The sequence below is a fragment of the Brachybacterium halotolerans subsp. kimchii genome (assembly GCF_020792675.1).
Taxonomy (GTDB): domain Bacteria; phylum Actinomycetota; class Actinomycetes; order Actinomycetales; family Dermabacteraceae; genus Brachybacterium; species Brachybacterium halotolerans.
Window position 1 is genome coordinate 349477 of sequence record NZ_CP086254.1, and the last position, 21054, is coordinate 370530.

General features: G+C 73.5%; 14 protein-coding genes. 10 read left to right on the forward strand and 4 right to left on the reverse strand.

All coding sequences use genetic code 11. The annotated features are described in order from the left end of the window. Positions 1-53 precede the first annotated feature (53 nt). Positions 54-1433 carry a UTP--glucose-1-phosphate uridylyltransferase gene (locus Bra3105_RS01615; RefSeq protein ID WP_228358344.1) on the forward strand — a complete coding sequence of 460 codons (1380 nt, stop codon included), beginning with the start codon at positions 54-56 and terminating at the stop codon, positions 1431-1433. A gap of 209 nt (positions 1434-1642) precedes the next feature. Here the strand turns inward: Bra3105_RS01615 and Bra3105_RS01620 are convergent, their stop codons facing one another. After that, positions 1643-2884 carry an acyltransferase family protein gene (locus Bra3105_RS01620; RefSeq protein WP_228358345.1) on the reverse strand — a complete coding sequence of 414 codons (1242 nt, stop codon included), beginning with the start codon at positions 2882-2884 and terminating at the stop codon, positions 1643-1645. Positions 2885-3157: 273 nt separating this feature from the next. Beyond that, on the reverse strand, positions 3158-6613 hold the full coding sequence (locus tag Bra3105_RS01625; RefSeq protein WP_228358346.1) for a bifunctional proline dehydrogenase/L-glutamate gamma-semialdehyde dehydrogenase: 3456 nt from the start codon (positions 6611-6613) through the stop codon (positions 3158-3160). Between the two features lie 287 nt (positions 6614-6900). Here Bra3105_RS01625 and Bra3105_RS01630 point away from each other — a divergent pair, with 287 nt between their 5' ends. Continuing rightward, positions 6901-7332: a hypothetical protein gene (locus tag Bra3105_RS01630; RefSeq protein ID WP_228358347.1), complete on the forward strand. Its 432-nt coding sequence runs from the start codon at positions 6901-6903 to the stop codon at positions 7330-7332. A gap of 199 nt (positions 7333-7531) precedes the next feature. Here Bra3105_RS01630 and Bra3105_RS01635 read toward each other — a convergent pair whose 3' ends face one another. Together Bra3105_RS01635 and Bra3105_RS01640 are read right to left on the reverse strand one after the other, a co-directional pair. Continuing rightward, entirely contained in the window at positions 7532-8143 is a 612-nt protein-coding gene (locus Bra3105_RS01635; protein WP_228358348.1) for a thymidine kinase, read from the reverse strand. Between the two features lie 79 nt (positions 8144-8222). Beyond that, positions 8223-9470, reverse strand: coding sequence for a GNAT family N-acetyltransferase (locus Bra3105_RS01640; protein ID WP_228358349.1), 1248 nt, complete (start codon positions 9468-9470; stop codon positions 8223-8225). Positions 9471-9666: 196 nt separating this feature from the next. Between Bra3105_RS01640 and Bra3105_RS01645 the strand changes: the two genes are divergently transcribed. From Bra3105_RS01645 to holA, 8 genes are all read left to right on the forward strand, one after another. Further along, positions 9667-10731 (forward strand): sugar phosphate isomerase/epimerase family protein, encoded by a 1065-nt coding sequence (locus Bra3105_RS01645; RefSeq protein ID WP_370645972.1) that lies wholly within the window; start codon positions 9667-9669, stop codon positions 10729-10731. Positions 10732-10896: 165 nt separating this feature from the next. Then, positions 10897-11925, forward strand: a complete 1029-nt coding sequence (locus tag Bra3105_RS01650) for a 3-oxoacyl-ACP synthase III (RefSeq protein WP_200500821.1) — start codon at positions 10897-10899, stop codon at positions 11923-11925. Further along, positions 11922-14612, forward strand: coding sequence for an alpha/beta fold hydrolase (locus tag Bra3105_RS01655; protein ID WP_228358350.1), 2691 nt, complete (start codon positions 11922-11924; stop codon positions 14610-14612). Before Bra3105_RS01650 ends, Bra3105_RS01655 begins: the two co-directional genes overlap by 4 nt. Continuing rightward, entirely contained in the window at positions 14609-15607 is a 999-nt protein-coding gene (locus tag Bra3105_RS01660) for an NAD-dependent epimerase/dehydratase family protein (protein WP_228358351.1), read from the forward strand. The genes Bra3105_RS01655 and Bra3105_RS01660 overlap by 4 nt, the downstream gene beginning before the upstream one ends. Positions 15608-15617: 10 nt before the next feature. Then, complete coding sequence (locus tag Bra3105_RS01665) at positions 15618-16319, forward strand: vitamin K epoxide reductase family protein (RefSeq protein WP_200500820.1); 702 nt, start codon at positions 15618-15620, stop codon at positions 16317-16319. A 180-nt stretch (positions 16320-16499) separates the two neighbouring features. Continuing rightward, positions 16500-17567 carry a ComEA family DNA-binding protein gene (locus Bra3105_RS01670; protein ID WP_228358352.1) on the forward strand — a complete coding sequence of 356 codons (1068 nt, stop codon included), beginning with the start codon at positions 16500-16502 and terminating at the stop codon, positions 17565-17567. Between the two features lie 2 nt (positions 17568-17569). Then, positions 17570-19942 carry a ComEC/Rec2 family competence protein gene (locus Bra3105_RS01675; protein WP_228358353.1) on the forward strand — a complete coding sequence of 791 codons (2373 nt, stop codon included), beginning with the start codon at positions 17570-17572 and terminating at the stop codon, positions 19940-19942. Positions 19943-20049: 107 nt separating this feature from the next. Continuing rightward, entirely contained in the window at positions 20050-21036 is a 987-nt protein-coding gene (gene holA / locus Bra3105_RS01680; RefSeq protein WP_228358354.1) for a DNA polymerase III subunit delta, read from the forward strand. Positions 21037-21054: the final 18 nt, after the last annotated feature.

Sequence of the window (21054 nt, forward strand, 5' to 3'; positions counted from 1 at the left end):
CCACGCCCGCACGCGGACCGCGAACGGCCCGCGTCGACCGATACCCTGGCCACATGAGCACCCATGGCCTTTCCGCAGCCCAGCAGAAGATGCGAGACGCCGGCGTCGCCCAGACGGCGATCGACGTGTTCTCCCGCTACTACCAGCAGCTCGAGGAGGGCGTCACCGGGTCGATCCCGGAGGACACCATCTCCCCGTACCTCGACCCGCCCCGGCTCGAGGACGTCACGATCGATCCGTTCCAGGCCAAGGAGGCCTTCGACCGCCTCGCGATCATCAACCTCAACGGGGGCCTGGGCACCTCGATGGGCATGGACCGCGCGAAGTCGCTGCTGCCCGTGCGCGACGGCAGGTCCTTCCTGCAGATCATCGTCGAGCAGGTCCTGGCCGCCCGGAAGGCGACCGGCTCCCCGCTGCCGCTGCTGTTCATGGACTCCTTCCGCACTCGCGAGGACACCCTTGAGGTGCTCGAGCAGTACCCGGACCTGCCCGTGGGCGACCTCCCGCTGGACTTCCTGCAGAACAAGGAGCCCAAGCTGCGGGCCGATGACCTCGAGCCCGTCACCTGGGAGGCCGATCCCGACCTCGAGTGGTGCCCGCCGGGCCACGGCGACCTGTACACGGCGCTGCAGACCTCCGGTGTCCTGCAGAAGCTTCTGGACGCAGGCTTCAAGTACGCGTCCGTGTCGAACTCCGACAACCTCGGCACGCTCCCGAACCCCGTGCTGGCCGGCTGGTTCGCCGCCTCCGGCGCGCCCTACGCGGCCGAGCTGTGCCCGCGCACCCCCGCGGACCGCAAGGGCGGGCACCTCGCGGTGCGGAAGTCCGACGGCCGCCTCATCCTGCGCGACACCGCGCAGACGCCGGAGGAGGAGATGGACTTCTTCACCGACGAGCACCGCCACCCGTTCTTCCACACGAACAACCTGTGGATGGACCTCGAGAAGCTCGACGCGGTGCTGCGCGCCCACGACGGCGTCATGCCGCTGCCCATGATCCGCAATTCCAAGACCGTCGACCCCTCGGACAAGTCGAGCACGCCGGTCTACCAGATCGAGTCCGCGATGGGCGCCGCGATCGAGGTGTTCGAGGGCGCGAGCGCGATCGTCGTCGGCCGCGATCGCTTCCTGCCCGTCAAGGCCACGAGCGACCTGCTGCTGGTGCGCTCGGACGTCTACGACCTCGACCCCAAGAGCGCGCTCGTCCAGCAGGTGCCGTCGGCCCCGACCGTCTCCCTGGACAGTGACCACTACAAGCTGATCGGCGACTTCGACGCCCGCTTCCCGCACGGCGTGCCGTCCCTGCGCGAGGCGACCTCGCTGAGCGTGACGGGCGATCACACCTTCGGTCGTGACGTCGTCGCCCGCGGCGACGCCGTCGTCGGCCCCGAGGACCCCGCCCAGATCCCCGACGGGACCGTCCTCGGCGGCTGAGGACCTGCGGGTGGGGCCCCGCTGCGCGGGGCACCCCCTGCGGATCTGTGGATGGTCGACGCGGTCCATCGGTCATGCAGCGGCGTATGGCGGACGTCTCTGCCATATATGGCAGAGACGTCCGCCATACGCCGGTGCGCGACTGCCGCCCGGGTCGCGCCACTCCGGCGCGGGTCGGGAGGTGCGCGGCGCCGCTGCGAGCCTCGGGCTCAGCGCCGCGCCGGCCCTGCCGCGCCTGCCGCCGGCTCCCGCACGAGCCAGTGGCCGATGGGCGGCGAGGTGATCCACGAGAGCACCTTGACGATCGGTGCGCGCGAGAGGATCAGCACCAGGAGGAGCGCCCCGACCACGAGCATCACCGCGTCGAGGTTCGACGTCATCGTGTCGAACCAGCCCAGGTCGCGGGGGATCTGCAGCAGCAGCGGGTGGATCAGGTAGATCGTCAGGGACTCCACGCCCAGGGCCGTGAACCAGTGGTGGCGACGCGGGGCGACCATGATCATCGCGATCGTGAGGATCGTGCCGCAGATCAGCACGAGCACGCGCGTGACCATGCCGTAGACGTTCCCGAGATCGTTCTCGGAGAAGCTGCGGGACATCGTGAAGATGTCGTTGGAGAACATGTCGTGGGTGATCGCCGCGACCACGAGGGCGCAGGCGAAGGCCGCCGCGCCGATCGCCCGTCCCCAGCGCACGTCGCGGATCCTCGCGAGCATCTCCGGCGTGCACATGAGTCCCAGCACGAAGAACGGCAGGAAGCTCAGCACGCGGCCCCAGGTGAGGACGGTGTCCAAGTCCGCCTCGAGGGGCGCCAGCACGGAGATCGCGACCGCGAACACGAGCGGGTAGCGCAGGGAGCGCAGGATCGGCGAGAACACCCGCCAGAACGTCAGCGCGAGCAGGAACCACAGCGTCCAGGCCGGGTGCCACAGGCTCACGGTGATCGGGTTCCCGTCGAGGAGGTCGCTCTCGATCGAGTGGAAGACCTGGAAGATCAGGTACGGCAGGAGCATGCCCGTGAGCAGGCGCGAGACCTGCCGCGGCTCGTTGCGGTAGGAGCGGCAGAGGAAGCCCGAGATCGCGACGAAGGCGGGCATGTGGAACGAGTAGATCCACGTGTAGAGGATGTCGAGGTACCCGTTGTCGTTGCTCTCGATCGTGTGGCCCACGACCACGAGCGCGATGAGGATCGCGCGCGCGTTGTCCAGCAGCGGATCACGGGGCTTCTTCGCGGGCTTATCGGCCTTCGCCGGCTTCGCGGGGTCCGACGGCGCTGCGCGGGTGTCGAGCGCCGCGGGAGCGGACGTCCCGCGGGCATCGCCGTGGGCGCGGTGCGTGGGCGGGCGCCGTGGCGTGTGCGTCGGAACGGCCGGGGCACTCCCACCGGCCGGGCCCGTGCCGGCCGTCTCGGTGGGGGCTGGCTCCGCGCTCGGATCCTGCTGGCCGGCCATGCGCATGCGCCTCTCGTCGGGGGTGAACGGAACGTGACGAGGCTAGGACCGGAAGGTGACGCGCTCAAGTACCCGCGCCGCGAATGGGACGCATCGCGCCCCGCGCGCGAGGGCGCGTGTGATCAGGTCGACGGGCCGGGTCGTCGGCTGAACGGACATGTCCGACAGGCCGGTCCGACGGGTCGGTCGGACGGACCGGTCCGGCGGGCCGGTCGAACGGACCGATCCGACGGGCCGACCCGACAAGGCCGACGCGCGGCCCGTCGGCCCCCGTCAGTCGCGACCGTGGACGTACCCCTCGCCGCCGGTGACGTCGAGGGTCTCGGGGATGATGTTGCCGTAGCGGTGATCGGTCGCGCTGATGGCCTGCTCGTGCAGGAAGCTCAGCAGCTCGATCCGTCCGCTCGCGGTCACCGGGCCGCGGAACAGGGCCACCTCGACGCGGCGCGAGATCGCGCCCAGCAGGGCGTCGTCGGCCTCTCCGACCAGCCGGATCCGCAGGCGGGACTGCGCGGGGACGGCGGCGGCGAATGCGTCGGCGTCCTCCATCCGCACGGTGGTGCCCGCCGGCAGCTCCTGGGCGGCCGCGGCGCGCAGGGCGCCGGTCGCCACGGAGACCTCGATGTCGGCGCCGACGGTCGCGGCCGCGTGCAGCACGCGACGCAGCTCGACCTCCCGCGCGCCCTCGGCGGCGCGCACCACCGTGGGGATCGGCACGTAGCGCAGCACGTTGATCTCGCCGTGCAGGTCCTGCGGGTCGCGGGCGGCGAAGGTGCTGGTCCAGTGGGCCGCGTCCGAGTGCTTCGCCGTGGTCAGCCAGGTGGCCTCGTCGCGGATGGCTCCCGAGGGAGTGCGCCGGCCCTCGACGTCGGCCGCATCCATGAGGTGGATGAGGTAGTTCGGGCCGCCGGCCTTCGAGGTCTCCCCGATCGCGGAGCGCTTCCAGCCGCCGAAGGCCTGGCGCTCCACGATCGCGCCCGTGATCCCGCGGTTGACGTACAGGTTCCCGGCCTCCACGTGCTGGGTCCACCAGGCGATCTCGCCCAGGTCCAGGGAGTGCAGGCCGGCGGTGAGCCCGTACGAGGTGCCGTTCTGGATCTCGGTCGCCTCCTCGAGGGTGTCGGCGTGGACGATGCCCAGGATCGGCCCGAAGTACTCGGTGAGGTGGTACTCGGAACCCGGCGCCACGCCCTCGCGCACGCCCGGGCTCCACAGGCGGCCGGACTCGTCGAGCTGCTGCGGCTCGGCGAGCCAGCGCTCCCCGGCGCCGAGGCTGCTCAGCCCGTCGGCGAGCTTGCCGGCGGGCTCCTCGATGACCGGGCCCATCTGGGAGGTCGGGTCCGTCGGGTAGCCGACGTGCAGGCTCATCACGGCGTCGGCGAGCTGGGAGGAGAAGCGGCGGGAGCGGGCGACGGAGCCGACGGTGATCACGAGGCTCGCGGCGGAGCACTTCTGGCCGGCGTGGCCGAAGGCGCTCGCGGCGACGTCCTTCGCGGCGAGGTCGAGGTCCGCGTGGGGGGTGACGATGACGGCGTTCTTGCCGCTCGTCTCCGCCTTGATCGGCAGGTCGGGCCTCCAGGAGGCGAACAGCGCCGCCGTGTCGTACGCGCCGGTGAGGACGAGCTGGTCCACCCGCGGGTCGGTGATCAGGGCACGACCCACCTCGTCCTCGGGCACGTCGACGATCTGGACGAGGTCCCGGTCGATCCCGGCCTCGTGGACGAGGGCTCCGATGATCGCGCCGCAGCGGCGGGCCTGCGGGGCGGGCTTCATGACGACCGCGCTGCCGGTGACGAGCGCCGAGAGCACGCCGCCGGTGGGGATCGCGACCGGGAAGTTCCAGGGCGGGGTCACCAGGGTCAGGCGACGGGGCGTGAGGACCGCGTCGTCGAGCTCCTCCAGCAGTTCCGCCTGCTCGGCGTAGTAGAGGGCGAAGTCCATGGCCTCGCTGACCTCGGGATCGCCCTGCTCGAGCACCTTGCCGGTCTCGGCGGCCATCACCTCGAGGAGGTCGGCGCGGTGGGCGGCGAAGACGCGGGCGACCTCGCGGACCGCCTGCGCGCGCTCGCTCGCGCCCTTCCTCGCCCAGGTCTCCTGGGCGGCGAGGGCACGGCGGTAGACGTCGTCGACGCCCTCGCGGGTGGTCACCCGTGCCGCCTCGATCTCCTCGATGCCGATGCGGGAGCCGCGCACGCGGTGGATGATCCCGGCCGCCCACTCCTGGTTCGCGGCCGTGGACATGTCGGTGTCGGGCGTGTTGCGGAAGGCGCCGGGACGGGCGGGGATCACGGCCGAGCCGAGCGCCGGCCGCTCCCCGTGCTCCTCGGCCGCACGGTCCTGGTCGCGGTGGGTGGCCTCCGCCGGGCCCTCGATCGCGCGCGCGAGCGACGCCTCGAAGCGCGCCTGCTCCCGGGCGAACAGCTCCTCGCTGTCGTCGAGCTCGAAGACGGCCGACATGAAGTTCTCGCTCGAGGCGTTCTCCTCGAGGCGCCGCACCAGGTAGGAGACGGCCACGTCGAACTCACGGGGGGAGACCACCGGCACGTACAGGCGCATCGAGCCGACGGCCTCGCGCACCACCTGCTGCTGCCCCGGGGCCATGCCTGCGAGCATCTCGAACTCGACCTCGCCGTCGGCCCCGTCGATCCCGCGCTCGCCCATCAGCAGGTGCGCGAAGGCGACGTCGAAGAGGTTGTGCCCGGCGATGCCCAGGTGCACGGCCTCGAGGTGCTCGGGCTCGAGGGAGTCCAGGAGGATCCGCTTGTACTGGGCGTCGGACTCCTCCTTGGTGTGGAAGGGCGCCTGGTCCAGGCCGTGCAGCGAGGCGTCGACCGTCTCCAGGGCGAGGTTCGCGCCCTTGACCACGCGCACCTTGATGGGCGCGCCGCCACGGGCCACGCGGTCCTTCGCGAAGGCGCGCAGGCGCTGCATCGCGGCGAACGAGTCGGGCAGGTAGGCCTGCAGCACGATGCCCGCGCGCAGCTGCATGAGCTCGGGGCGGTCCAGGAGCTTCTCGAAGACGTCGAGCGTGAGCTCGAGGTCCCGGTACTCCTCCATGTCCATGTTCAGGAAGGTGGGGGAGTCCTGGCGCGAGGCGTCGAGGTAGAGCGGCAGGAGCGTCTCCACGACGTGGTCGACGGTCTCCTCCGCGCCCCACAGCGAGAGATGGTCGACGATCGAGGAGATCTTGATCGACACGTAGTCGACGTCGTCGCGGCCGGCCATCTCGCGCACGGAGGCCAGGCGCCGCCCGGCCTCGCGGGCGCCGAGGACGGCCTCGCCGAGGACGTTGATGTTCAGGTCGGTGCCCTCGGCGCGCAGACGGCGCACCGAACGGGCCAGGTGCGGGTCGCGCGAGTCGAGGATGAGGTGGGAGACCATGCGCCGCATGACGGCCTGCGCGGTCGGGATGACGGCATGGGGCAGCGTGGGCGCGGTGGCGCCGCCGAAGGAGATCACGCGGCGCAGCGGAGCCGGCAGGAACGACGGCGGGTCCGCGGCGAGCCGCTTGAGCTCGGAGGCGGCCGCGCGGGGATCCTCGGTGCGGATCACGCGGTCCACGAAGGCGACGGTGAAGTCCAGGCCCTTCGGATCCTTGAGGAGATCGGCCAGCAGCTGGGCGGAGCGGGGGACGGGCCGCGCTGCGGCCTCGTGGACCCAGTCCCTGACCTGCGATGCGACCTGCTCGGGCGCGATGGACGTGGTGCGGGTCCGCGTGGTCGTGGGCAACGCTGTTCTCCTGATCTGTCGACGGGACGGGACGTCTCGCTGGCGCTGGCTGAAGCTGGATGCGGGGCACGGCCCGCGGTGTCCCGGGGAACGGCGGGGAGGACGGCGGCGCAGGGCCCGCGACGGGTGCGCCGCGGTGGATGGAGGGCGACGGTGCCCTCCTGCCGTCCTCGGGTCCGTGCGCGCGCCCGAGGGACTGCCATCGTACGTCCGGTGATCGGGTGCCTGTGCCACGATGGGGCACCTGCGGCAGTGTCCGAAGCTGCCCCGACGGAAGGCAGAACACCATGAAGAAGGTCATCTTCCTGCTCGGCCTCGTGCTCGGCTTCTTCGCGGGCTCCCGCATGGGCCGCGGACCCTACGAGTCGCTCGAGTCCACCGCCCGCCAGATCGCGGACGACCCGACCGTCCAGCAGAAGGCGGCCGACGCCAAGGACTCTGCGGAAGCCCTGGCCCAGCGCGCGAAGGACCGCGCGCCCGAGGTCGCCGACTCGGTGAAGGGCGCCGCCGCGGGTGCGGCCACGGCGGTCAAGGACCGCGCGACCCACCGCGCCGACGACGCCTCGGGGGACGACGAGGGCGGCGAGAGCGCGAAGGCATCCTCCTCGGCCTCGGGCTCCGGATCGACGTCCGCGACTCCGGACAGCTCCGCGGGCAGCACCCCCGACACCACCTCGGGCGGCGACGGCGAGGTCGGCGACAAGCCCCTCAGCGCCTGAGCCCCGGCGCCGGCGCCTCTGCCGGCTGCACGAGGACCGGCGCACCTGCCGGTGGCACGACGATACGAGCGTGGCGAACCAGGATCCGCGGATCCTGGTTCGCCACGCTCGTTGCATTGCTCCGTGGCCGTGGCCGTGGCCGGGCGCCTAGGGCCCGTCGGTGCGCCGGCGTGCCTCGCCGGCGTCACCGAGGTCGCGGTCAGCCGATGACCCGGACGCCCGCGCGGGCCTGCTCCTCCATGAAGCAGGCGCCGCACAGGGACTCGTAGCGCACCTCGGCGCGGTCCTCGATCTCGACCTGGTCGCCCGCGAAGACGGGACGGCCGTCGACGGTGCGGCAGTTGAACTCCGCCTGCGAGCCGCAGCGGCACATCGTGGGCAGCTTCTTGAAGTTGTCCGCGAGCTCGAAGAGGCGCCGGCTGCCGGGGAACTCACGAGTCGTGAAGTCCGTGCGCAGCCCGTAGCAGATGACGGAGATGCCGTCGGCCTTCGCGACCAGGAACAACTGGTCGATCTGCGCCGGGGTGAGGAACTGGCACTCGTCCACGAGCACGCAGTGCAGGGGGCGCAGCCCCTCGGTGTCCGCGGTCTCGGCGATCCGCGCGCGCAGATCGTCCGCGGGGGAGCACAGCACGTCGACCCGTCGCCGGGCTCCGCCGCGGGCGATCACCCAGTCCTCGCCCTTGGTGTCGATCGCGGGCTTCACGGTGAGCGTCGCGAGACCGCGCTCGGCGTAGTTGAAGGCGGTCTTGATGAGGGTGTCGGACTTCCCGGAGTTCATCGCTCCGTACTTGAAGTGCAGCTTGGACATGGGCGGGCGGCTCCGGGACGGTCGGGAAGAGGCGGGACGACGGGAAGGCAGGGACGGTCGGGACGACGGGGCGGATGCGTCAGAACGCGTCGAGGACGCTCGGGCGCGGACCGCGAAGAAGGGTATCGAGGAACGCCTCTCCTGCGGCGTCGGCCTCCGCCTCCAGGCCCGCCCGCCGCGCATCGACGAGGCTGCGGCCGCCCGTGAGGAAGAGCGCGGCGGCGTGGACGTCGAGGCGGGCCCAGGCCTGCGGGGTCTCGTGGGCGTCGGCCGGAGGCATCGGCTCGTCGCGGGAGATCTGCTCGACGTGCACGACGCCGCCCTCCGCGCGCACGTCCCAGCACCCGTCGGCCCGACAGGCCGTCGCGGACGGCGTCCGGTCCCGGACCTCCAGGCGCACGCTCCCGGTGAGCCCCGCCGGAGCGGGGCGGTCCGCGAGGGCGCGGGCGGTGTCGACGAGGCGCATCATCACCAGCGGCACGATGTCGCCGGTGGTGCGCAGGCCACCGCCGGGCAGCACGTCCAGGATCGGGTCCTCGGCGCGCAGGCGCACGCGCGCCGCCGTGGTCACGGTCGACCAGGAGCCCAGGTGCTGCAGGAGCGCCAGCAGGTCGTTGCGGTCCCGGCCCAGGATCTCGTGGACCTCGAGGCCGGCGCCGTCGGATCCCGGGGCGATCCGGGAGAAGGAGAGATAGCCGCGATCTGCTCCGGCCTCGTCCTCCAGCAGCACGGCGCCCCAGGGCGGGGACGGGAGACCGGCGGGGAACAGCGGGGGCTCGCGGCGCAGCATCGCGTTGTCCTCGGCGGTGAGCTCCGTGTAGAGACGGCGCAGCCGCGGTATGGTCGCCTCGGTGACGGGCACCAGGCGCCGACCCGGCACGCTCCGCAGCCGCTGCAGCTCCCCGAGCGGGACGACGATGCGCTCGGTGCGCGCGACCACCTGGTAGCCGTGGCGGCGGTAGATCGCGGGGTTCGAGGGGTAGAGCATCGAGAAGGCCATGCCCTCGGCGCCGCAGCGGGCGAGGACCCCCGTGAGCAGCTCGCCGAACAGGCCGCCGCCGCGGTGCGCCGGGTGCACGGCGAGCCCGCCGATCCCACCGCACGCCGTGGTCCCGCCGCCCAGTGCGATCACGTCGCGACGGATCCTGGCGCCGGCGGCGAGCACGCCCTCCTGGCCACAGGGCCGAGCGGTCGAGTCGACGCCCAGGGGGATCTCGCCCTCCGGGAAGGGGCCGGGGACCTCCTCGACGGCCCCGCCGCCGAAGGCCTGGGCGGTCAGCCGCCGATAGGCGGGCCGGTCATCGCTGGTCAGCTCTCGCACGGACATGCACAGGAGTCTAGAGGCGGCGGACACAGCCGACGCACGGCGCAGGGGGCTTACAGTGAGGCGGTTCCCGGCATCGAGGAGCGAGAGCCCGCACGGACCCGGACGCGGCGGCCCATCGGCCGATCGACCCGCCGCGCCGACCCCGTCGGACCCCGCCCGTCGGCCGGACCCACGACGCCGCAGCACAGAAGGAGACATCGTGCCCCAGCGCTCCCGGCATTCGACACGGCACTCGACACTGCACCAGCGCGCCCCGCGCAAGCCGATCACGCGCTCCAACCAGGCGCGGGACGGGGCGAGGGACGATCTCACCCGGCGGCTCAGCGCGGGCGCCCCGCTCAGCGAGCAGGAGCCGCAGCGCAGGATCCCCGTCGGCCTCTCGACGTCCTCCGTCTTCCCCCTCGGCGTGGAGGACTGCTTCCGCCTCGCCTCCCACATCGGCTACGACGGCGTCGAGGTCATGGTCTCGGTGGACAGGGCCAGCCGGGACGCGGCGCTGCTGCGCGACTTCGCCCGCGAGTACGACCAGCCGATCCTCTCCCTGCACGCGCCCACGCTGTTCTTCCTGCAGTTCGTCTGGGGGAGGGACCCGTGGGTCAAGCTCGAGCGCACCGTGCAGATGGCGGTGGACGTGGACTGCCCGACGGTCGTCGCCCACCCGCCGTTCCGCTGGCAGGGCTCCTACGCCCGCGAGTTCGTCGAGGGCGTGAAGAACCTCGAGGCCGAGTACGGGATCGCGATCGCCGTGGAGAACATGTACCCCTGGCGGCTCGGCGTGCGCGAGGCCATGGTCTACCTTCCCGACCACGACCCGACCGACGAGGAGTACGACCACGTGACCGTGGACCTCTCCCATGCGGCGACCGCCGGGGACGACGCCCTGGCGATGGTCGACAGGCTCGGCGACCGCCTCGCCCATCTGCACCTGGCCGACGGCACCGGACGCACCACCAAGGACGAGCACCTGCCTCCCGGCGAGGGCAACCAGCCCTGCGCCGAGGTGCTGCGGCGCCTCGCGAACCGTGGCTGGGAGGGATCGGTGCTGCTCGAGATCTCCACCCGCGGCGGCCACGGACGCCCCACCCACCGCGAGGACCTGCTGCGCCAGAGCCTGCTGTTCGCCCGCTACCACCTGGGCCACCACCTCGACGAGAGGCTGCTGCGCAGCGGCCGCGGGCACCTGGACGCCGACGCGGGCGCGGAGGCCGACGGGGCGGGCTCGGAGCCGTCGGCCGACGGGCCCGGCGCGCGACTCCCCTGAACCCCGGCGCCGCGCCCAGGGCCGAGCACCGGGTGGCGTCGGACACGGCTCCCGAGCGGCCCCAGGATCAGGGTGGAAGAATGCCGCGGACGCGCCCCGCACGCCCCCTGGGCGCGGAGGCGGCGCAGAGACTGCGACGAGACGACGACTGCGAAGGTGACCGGTGTGAGCGAGAACTCGGGATTCGTCCATAGGAACACGGCGCTGCTGGCCGTCGAGGCGACCGAAGCCCAGGTGCCCGTGTCCTCCGACGAGATCGACGAGATGCTCGCGCCCGCGCGGCGCCGCCTGCGCCTGCCGCGCGGCATCCTGCAGCGCGTCGCCGGCGTCCAGGAGCGCCGCTGGTGGCGCGACACCGAGTCCGGCTGGAAGCAGGGCATCGTGCTCGCCGCCGAGCGCGCCATGTCCCGAGCGGGCATCACCCGCGACCAGGTGGGCGTGATGATCAACGCCTCCGTCTCCCGCCAGCACCTCGAGCCCGCCGTCTCGGCCTCGGTGCACGACGCCCTCGGGATGCCCCGCAGCTGCCTGAACTTCGACATCACCAACGCGTGCCTGGGCTTCGTGAACGCCATGACCGTGGCCTCCGGGATGATCGAGTCCGGCCAGGTGCAGTACGCGCTGATCGTGGGTGCGGAGGACGTCGAGGAGGTCCAGCGCGGCACCATCGGCCGGCTGAACTCCAAGGGCGCCACGCGCAACGACTTCAACAACCAGTTCGCCTCTCTCACGCTGGGCTCCGGCGCCGCAGCGGCCGTGCTCGGGAAGGCCGACGAGCACCCCGAGGGCCACCGCATCAACCTCACGCAGGCCCGCGCGGGCACCGAGCACCACGACCTGTGCATCGGCGACATGGACGACATGCGCACCGACAGCGAGGGCCTGCTGGAGAACGGGATCGAGCTGATCCTGGAGACCTGGAAGGCCGCGAACGCCGCGGGCCACGACTTCTCGAGCATCGAGCACGTGATCCCGCACCAGGTCTCCATGGTCTACACGCGCAACTTCTCGAAGATCACCGGGGTGGGCATGGACCGGATCCCGATCACCTTCCCGGAGTGGGGGAACGTCGCCGCCGAGGCCGTCCCGATGACGCTCGCGATGCATCAGGACAACATCTCCCGCGGCGAGCGGGTGCTGCTGCTGGGTGTCGGCTCCGGACTGAACACCGCGATGATGGAGGTCACCTGGTGAGCATCGAGCGTCCCCGCGGCTCCCGGGCCGTGGCCGCCCCGGAGCTGCCCGGCGTGGACCCCCGCGCCCATCGGCTCGTCGAGGCCCGCGACCACAGCGGCGAGCTGCGCTCCTGGCATCTCCTGGACTCCGCCCCGCTGCTGGCCGAGCGCGGCGTCGCCCCGCGCGGCACCCTGCTCGCCGTCCACGGGAACCCCACGTACTCGTTCCTGTACCGCTCGCTGATCCGCGAGGACATCCCCTGGCGCGTGATCGCGGTCGACCAGCTCGAGATGGGGTACTCCGAGCGCACCGGTCAGGCGCGAGGCCTGCAGGACCGCATCACCGACCTGTCCCTGCTCACCGACGCGCTCGGCGTGCGCGGCCCCGTGGTCACCGTCGGCCACGACTGGGGCGGCATCGTCTCGGTGGGCTGGGCGCTCGACAACCGCCACGACGTCATCGGCATGATCCTCACCAACACGGGGATCCACCAGGAGCTCGGGGAGTCCCTGCCGAAGGCCCTCCAGCTCGCGACCGCCCCTGCGATGCTGCCGCTCAGCACCTCGGTCACCGACGCCTTCCTCCGCACCACGGTCGCGCTCTCCAGGCCCGCCCTGCCTCGGGAGGTGCAGGAGGCCTACCTCGCGCCCTACCGCGGCCGCGCCCGGCGCCTGGGCATCGAGCAGTTCGTCGCGGACATCCCCGCGAGCGCGAACCACCCCAGCCGTGCGACGCTCGAGCGCCTGGCCGGCGGCATCACCGGCATGGACGTGCCCACGCTGATGGCCTGGGGCCCGCGCGACGTGACCTTCTCGGACCGCTACCTGCGCGATCTCATCGAGCGCGTCCCCCATGCCGACGTCCACCGCTTCGAGGGCGCCTCCCACCTGGTGTGGGAGGACGCCGACGTCGCCGGCCTCGTCGCCACCTGGCTGCGGGACACCTTCGGCGACGCCGAGCACCCGCGCGATGCGGCCGGTGCGGGCGAGGCGCTGCGCCCCGTCTCCTCCTTCGCCGAGCAGGCCCCCGAGATCCACCTCGGCGAGGCGATCACGCGCCGCGCCCAGGACCCCGCGACAGCCGACCTGCCCGCCGTGGTCGAGCTCGGCGCGCGCCCGGGCGAGAGCCGCCGCATCAGCTGGTCCCTGCTCTCCGAGCGCACCGAGGACCTGGCCGCCGGCATGCGCGCCCACGGGATCATGCCCGGGGACCGCGTGAGCGTGCTGGTCACACCGGGTGCGGACCTCACCGCCGTGCTGTACGCCTGCCTGCGCCTGGGCGCCGTCGCCGTGATCGCCGACGCGGGCCTAGGCACCGACGGGCTCACCCGCGCCGTGATCGGCTCCCACCCGGACTGGATCATCGGCATCGAGAAGGCCCTCGTCGGCGCCCGCGCGCTCGGCTGGCCCGGCCGCCGCATCAGCGTCCCGCAGCTGCCCACCGTCGACCGCGCCGCCCTCGACGTCGAGACCTCCGTCGCCGAGCTCGCCGAGGAGGGCCGCCAGATGCGGGCCCTCGGCGCCGGCATCGACGCCCCCTGGCCGGACCAGGACGCCGACGCCGCCGCGCTGTTCACCTCCGGCTCCACGGGCCCCGCCAAGGGCGCGGTGCTCACCCACCGCCAGATGGGCGCCATGTTCGCGGCCGTCGGCGACACCCTCGACCTCGAGGCCGATCGCGGCCTGGTCGCGGGTTTCGCGCCCTTCGCGCTGCTGGGCCCCGCGCTGGGCGCGCCCTCGGTCGTCCCGGACATGGACATCACCCGCCCGGGCGACCTCACCGCACCCGCCCTCGCGGCCGCGGTCGAGGCGCTCGGCGCGCCTGCCGTGTTCACCGCACCCGCCGCGCTGCGCAACATCATCGACACCGCCGACCAGCTCGACGAGACCGGGCGGGCCGCCCTCGCCCGCGTGCCGAGCTTCTTCTCCGCGGGCGCGCCGATCCCCGCCCCGCTGCTGCGCGAGCTGCGCGGCGTGATGCCCGGCGCCCGGGCGCTCACCCCCTACGGGATGACGGAGTGCCTCGCGGTCGCCGCGATCGACCTCGAGGGCATCGAGGCGGCCGGCGACGGACCCGGCGTGTGCGTCGGCACCGCCGTGCCCCGCACCGAGATCGCCATCGCCGTCATGGACGGCGAGGGCGCGACCACCGGCGAGATCACGACCGATCCCGACCGCACCGGCGAGATCCTCGTGCGCGCCCCGCACGTGCGCGACCGCTACCTCATGCTCTGGGGGACCACCGCCCGCGCCAGCCGCTTCGAGGGCTGGCACGCGACCGGCGACGTCGGCCACCTCGACCCCGCCGGCCGCCTCTGGGTCGAGGGCCGCACCGCCCACGTGCTCGCCACGGCCCAGGGCCTGGTCACCCCCGTGCGCGTCGAGTCCGCCGCCGAGTCGGTGCCCACCGTGCGCCGCGCGGGAGCCGCGGCCGTCGGACCCCGCGGCACCCAGCAGGTCGTCGTGATCCTCGAGACCCAGGACGGCTACCGCCCCGGGAAGGCCCGCACGCCGCACCCTGCGGAGACCGTCCTGCAGGAAGCGGTCCGCCAGGCCGTGGCGCAGGCGACGGGGATCGAGGTCGCGGCCGTGTTCACGACCGCGTCGCTGCCCACCGACATCCGCCACAACTCGAAGATCGACCGGGCAGCGCTCTCGGCGTGGTCCGAGGCGACGCTCCAGGGGCGGAAGGCGCCCGCGCTGTGAGCCGCCGCGTCCTGGTCACCGGCGCCTCGGGCATGCTCGGCGGCGCCGTCGCGGCCGCCCTGCGCGACCGCGGGGACGACGTCCGCGCCTTCCAGCGGCGACCCGCAGGACTGCCCGGCGTGCGGGACGTCCAGGGGTCCCTCGCCGACGCCGACGACGTGCGCCGCGCGGCCGACGGAGTCGACGCGATCGTCCACCTCGCCGCGAAGGTCTCCTTCGCGGGCCCCGAGGAGGAGTTCCGGGCCGTCAACGTGGGCGGCACCCGGCACGTCCTGGACGCGCTGCGCGCGCACGGCGGCGGGCGCCTGGTGAACATCTCCTCGCCCTCCGTCGCCCATCTCGGGACCTCCATCGTCGGCCTCGACGCGATGCCCGCGGACCCCGAGCGCGCCCGCGGCAGCTACGCCCGCACCAAGGCCGCCGCGGAGCTCGAGGCGATGGCGGCCGACGGCACGGACGACCTGCTGGTCACCTCGCTGCGCCCGCACATCGTGTGGGGCCCGGGGGACACGCAGCTCGTGGGCAGGATCGTCGACCGCGGTCGGCGCGGAACCCTGCCGATCCTCGACGACGGCATGGCCCTCATCGACACCACCTACGTGGACAACGCCGCCTCGGCGATCGTCGCGGGCCTCGACGCCATCGAGGACGTGCACGGCGAGAGCTTCGTGATCACCAACGGCGAGCCGCGCACCGTGCGCGACGTGCTCGGCGGCTTCTGCGAGGCCGCCGGCGTGCCCCGGCCCACCCGTCGGATCCCCGGCTCGCTCGCACGGCTCGCGGGGCGCGTCGTCGAGAAGGTCTGGGAGATCCGCCCCGGCGAGGACGAGCCGCCGATGACGGAGTTCCTGGCCGAGCAGATGTCCACCGCCCACTGGTTCGACCAGCGCCGCACCCGCGAGCGTCTGCGCTGGACCCCTGCGGTGAGCTTCGACGAGGGCCTCGAGCGCCTCTCGCGATGGTTCGCCGAGCACCCCGTCGTCGGCAGCGCCTGAGGAGGGCCCGATGAACGCACGATCCCGCTCCGAGAACACTCACCGCGGTGCGGCACCGCAGGACGACGAGGCCGCGCTGCGCGCCGAGGTCGAGGCCGAGCTCGCCGCCGAGCGCGCCTCCCGCCGCCGCGCCCCGGACCTGCTGGTGGGGATCGTGCTGCTGATCGGCGGAGCGCTCGGCTGGATCGCCGCGCTCGCGCTGTTCATGGACAAGATCTTCCTCAGCGCGAATCCCGACGCGCAGCTCGGCTGCGACATCAACCCCTTCATCTCCTGCGGCACCGTGATGATGACGTGGCAGGCGAGCGCCCTGGGCATCCCGAACATGGCGATCGGCCTGGGCGGCTTCGCGATCATGGGCGCGATCGGCTCCCTGCTCGTCTCCCGGGCCGCGGTGCCCCGCTGGTTCCGCTGGGCGACGCTCGGCGGGATGGTCTTCGCCTTCGCGATGGTCCACTTCCTCGCGATCTCCGCGATCTTCGTCATCCACGCCCTGTGCCCGTGGTGCCTGGTGGTCTGGGTCGTCACCGCGCCGATGTTCTTCGCCGTGCTCGCCCACACCGTCGAGACCGGCACGCTGGCAGTGCGCGGGGTCCTGGCCGCGCTGCTGCGCCGCTGGGTCGTGCTCACGCTGCTCTGGTACGCCCTGGTCGCCGTGGTCATCGTGATCGCGTTCTGGCCCCAGTGGATGGCGACCTTCGGCCTGAACTGAGGCCCAGGGACCGGGAGAGCGGCCGGATCGTCCGTCTGCACCGCCCGTGCGTTGCCCCGTTCCCCGTGGCCGACCGGTGACCGCTCGGCGGACGGCCCGCCGTTCCTCCCCAGGGCCCGGTTGTCCCCATCAGCGCATCCGACGCTGACCCGCGTCCCCGGCGGACCTAGCGTCAGCGGCATGTCGCACGCATCCCGCTCCGCCCGGACCACTGGCAGGGCACGCTCCCGGACCGACTCCCGGCGTCGCGGAGAGCGCTCGGCCCCTGCACGCCCCCGGGCCGGGCGGCATCGTCGTCGGGAGCAGGACCGAGAGCGCGAGGACGGCGGCGCGCAGGGCCAGGGCGTCCTGGAGGACGCCTGGTGGGAGCCCGAGGAGGACCTCGTCGAGGTCCGCGAGCACCGCGGCGCCGAGCGCCCGCCCTGGTGGCAGCGGATCCCGCGGCCCTCCCCGGCGGCTCTCGCAGGCGTCGCCGTGCTCGTCCTCATCGCCGGCGCCTCCATCCACCTCACGGGCCGCGGCAGCGCGGTCGCCGGCTCCGAGCAGACGGCCCCGCCCGTGGCGACATCCGCGTCCGCAGCGTCCGCGCCCCCTGACGCGACGGCCACCGCGGACGGCGAGCCCGCAGAACAGGGGGCGGCCGACGCGGCGGCGTCACCCGCACCATCCGCCACCGCCTCGCCCTCCGGGGCAGCGGCCGCTGACGGTGCCGACGCCCCCGGGGACGCGGGGGAGGGCACCGTGGTCGTCTACGTCTCGGGCGCCGTGAAGGAGCCCGGGGTGGTGGAGCTCCCGGCCGGCTCCCGCGTCGCCGACGCCCTCGAGAAGGCGGGCGGGACGGTGAAGACCGCGGACCTGACCTCCGTCAACCTCGCGCGCGTCCTCGTCGACGCCGAGCAGATCCACGTCCCCGAGGAAGGGGAGGAGCCCTCCGGGGAGGCGGCGACCGGGAGCACCGGAGGAGCGGGCACCTCCGGGGGAGGGGCCGCGTCCGGGAGCGCGGCCGACGCGGGACAGGGCAGCGGCAGCGCGGCCTCGGCCGACGGCCCAGGTGCAGGCGCCATCGACATCAACACGGCCGACGCCGACCAGCTCGACGAGCTCCCCGGAGTCGGGCCGGGCATCGCCCAGCGCATCATCGACCACCGGGAGCAGAACGGACCCTTCGCGAGCGTCGACGACCTCGCCGAGGTCTCCGGCATCGGCCCGGCGACCCTCGAGAAGATCCGTCCGCAGGCGACGGTCTGAGCGTGCTCACCCGCGCCGACCTGCGCACCGTCCCCGCCGCGGCCGTGCTCTGGACCCTCGCGGTGCTCGGCATCGCCTGCGGCATCCGGGCCGCACTCCTCCTCCTGCTCGCACTCGCCGTGCTCGCCCTGTGCGTCGCCGCCTGCCTGCGGCGCCCCGGGGCGATCACCGCCGTCGGCGCGCACCTCGTGCTCATCGGCCTCGGCGCCGCACTGCTGCTGCCCGGGGTCGATCGCCACGAGACCACGGTCCTCGCCCTCGAGGACGCCTCCGCCACTGGCCGCATCGTGGAGCTCGAGGCGGTGGCCACCGGCGACAGCCAGGAGTCCTCGAGCGCGCTCCCCGGGGCCGAGGATCGCCGCCAGGTGATGGTCCGCCTGCGTCCCGGACCCGCGCGGATCGGATCCGAGGAGGCGGCGCTGCCCGCGTCGACACGCATGCTCGTCACCGGCGGGAAGGAGCTCCTCGGCCCCGTGCACGACCACGACGTGATCCGGGTGCGGGCCCGCGTCGCCCAGACCGACGGCATCGTCATCCTCGCCGCCGCACGCGTGGACGTCCTCGAGGCGGCGCACGGCCCCGGCCAGCACGTCCGCGAGACCGCCCGCGACCTCACGGCGTCGCTGCCGGACGACGAGGCCGCCCTCTCGCGCGGGATGACCACGGGCGACACCAGCGGCATGTCCACCGAGACCGAGGAGATCATGCGCCGGGCCGGCATCTCGCACCTGGTCGCGGTCTCCGGGGCGAACATCGCACTGGTCCTCGGCGCCGTGCTCGTCCCGGCCCTGCTGCTCGGCGTCCCACGGCGCCCCCGTGTGGCGGCCGCGGCGGTCGCCGGCGCCGCATACGTGGCGCTCGTCGGGGACGAGCCGTCGGTGCTGCGCGCGGCGACGATGGCGGCGCCGCTCCTGGCCGCCCGGTTCATGGGCGTGCGCGCCTCCCCGGTCGCCTCGCTCGGCGCGGCGATCGCCCTGTGGTCCTGCCTCGACCCGGCGACGGCCGCCTCCGCCGGCTTCCTGCTCTCCGCCCTCGCGACCGCCGCGATCCTCGTGCTCGCCCCCGCCATGGCGAACGCGGCCGTGAGCATCAGCGGGGAGAGGATCCCACGCACCTGGGCACTGCTCCTCGCCGTGCCCCTCGCCGCGCAGCTCGCATGCACACCCGTGCTCGTGCTCCTCACGCCCGAGGTGTCGGTGTGGGCGGTGCCCGTGAACATGGCGGTCGCCCCGATCGTCGGCCCCGCCACGGTCATCGGGATGATCGCGACGCTCATCGGCCCCGCCGCGCCCGCTCTGGCGACCCCGCTGTGGCACCTCACCGCGGGCGGCGCGCACCTGGTCATCCTCGTGGCGCGCACGGCCGACTCCCTGCCCGGCTCCCGCATCGCCGTGCCCGACGGCGCGTGGGGTGCGGTGCTCGCGCTGCTCGCGATCGCTCTCGTCGTCGCCGGGGTGCTGGGCCACCGTTCGCGGATCGTCCGGTTCGTCCTCGCGGCGGTGCTCGTGGGCGTGCTCGCCCCGCCGCTCGCCCAGCGCCTTCCGGTCCCGGGAGTCGGCGCCGAGGACTGGCGCGTCGCCGCCTGCGCCGTCGGGCAGGGGGACGCGGTGCTGCTGCGCGAGCGCCCCGAGGACGCGGACCTCGCCCTCGGGAGCCCCGGGGACGGCGAGCCCGCGACCGTGCTCGTGGACACGGGCCCCGACTCCGATGCGCTGCGATCGTGCCTCGACCGTCTGCACATCACCCGGATCGATCTGCTCGTCCTCACGCATCCCCATGCCGACCACGTGGGCGGGATCGATGCCCTGACGGGGGAGCGGACGCCGACGGCGCAATGGGTGTGCCCTCTGCCCGAGGCGACGTCCAAGACCGTCCCCGACGTGCCGGTCACCGCCGTCGCCGCCGGCATGACGGAGACGGAGGGATCTCTCGGACTGGACGTCCTCTGGCCGGCATCGGCCGACGACGCCCGCCAGGCCTCCCACCTCGAGACCGGGGGCGAGGGAGACGACTTCAACGACTGCTCGGTCGTCGTGCGCGCCACGTGGCCGGACGGCGTGAGCTACGTGGGGCTCGGGGACCTCGAGCCCGTCGGCCAGGCGCGCCTGCTCGCCACCCGGCCCGGGCCAGCGACCATTGTGAAGACTGCCCATCACGGTTCCAAGCGACAGACGGCGGGACTCTACGACGCGCTGTCACCGCAGGTCATGCTGTTCACCGTCGGCAAGGACAACACCTTCGGCCATCCTTCGCCGCAGACCCTCTCGATCGCGGAGAGGCTCGGGGCGCGCTCCGCGCGCACGGACGTCGACGGCACCGTCCTGCTCCCCGTCGACGACCCGCTGAGTCCGCGGGGCGTCGGCCCGGCCGGATAGGATCGAGCGGGTCCGCCGGCCCGCCCCGGAGGGCAGCCTCGCGCGTCCGCCGCGGCGTGCCGCCTCCTCAGACCCCGCCCGAACCGCCGATCCCGAAGGAGCTGCCGATGGCCGACGTCGCCTGGCACAGCGTCGACCTCGCGCCCGTGGTGCTCGTCCACGGGACGGAGCCGCTGATCGCCGCACGCGCCCTCGAGCGGCTGAAGGCCCTCGCGCGCGAGAGGGATCCGGAGGTCGCGATCCACGAGATCGGCGGCGAGACCGCCGTCGCGGGCGCGCTCGCCCAGGTCACGAGCCCGTCCCTGTTCGGGGAGGGGCGCTTCGTGCTCGTGCCCGACCTGCAGTCCGCGCCCGAGTCGCTCGTCAACGAGGTCAGCAGCTACATCAAGGCCCCGGAGGACGATGTCTCCCTCGTGCTCGTCCACCGCGGCGGCAACCGCGGGAAGAAGCTCCTGGACGCCCTGAAGAAGGCCGGGGTCCAGCGCGTCGCGGCCGATCCGCTCAAGCGCGCCGGCGACAAGCAGACCTTCGTCACCGCCGAGTTCACCCGCGCCGGGCGCCGCATCCAGCCCGACGCCGCAGCCGCCCTCGTCGACGCCTTCGGCACCGACCTCTCCGAGCTCGCGGCCATCAGCCGTCAGCTCATCGAGGACACCACCCCGGAGAACGGGGAGCAGGCGGCGCCCGTCACCCTCGAGCACGTGCGCGGGGTGACGGCAGGACGCGTGGAGACCACCGCCTTCGCCGTCGCCGACGCCACCATCGCCGGACGCGAGGCCGAGGCCCTCGTGCTGCTGCAGCAGGCCCGCCTGGCCGGCGCCGACCCGGTGCCGCTCGTCGCGGCGATGGCCTCGAAGATGCGGGGCCTCGCGAAGGTCTCCACCCCCGGAGCCTCCGCGCGCAGCCTCGGCATGCCCGAGTGGATGGTCAAGAACCTCTCCCGCGACGCGCGCGGGTGGAGCGACCGCTCGCTCGCCCGCGCACTGAACGCCGTGGCCCAGGCGGACCACGAGGTCAAGGGCGCGGGGCGCGATCCCCAGTGGTCCGTGCAGCGCATGATCATCGAGATCTCACGCGCCCGTCGCACCCGCTGACCCCGCATGCACGAGGGC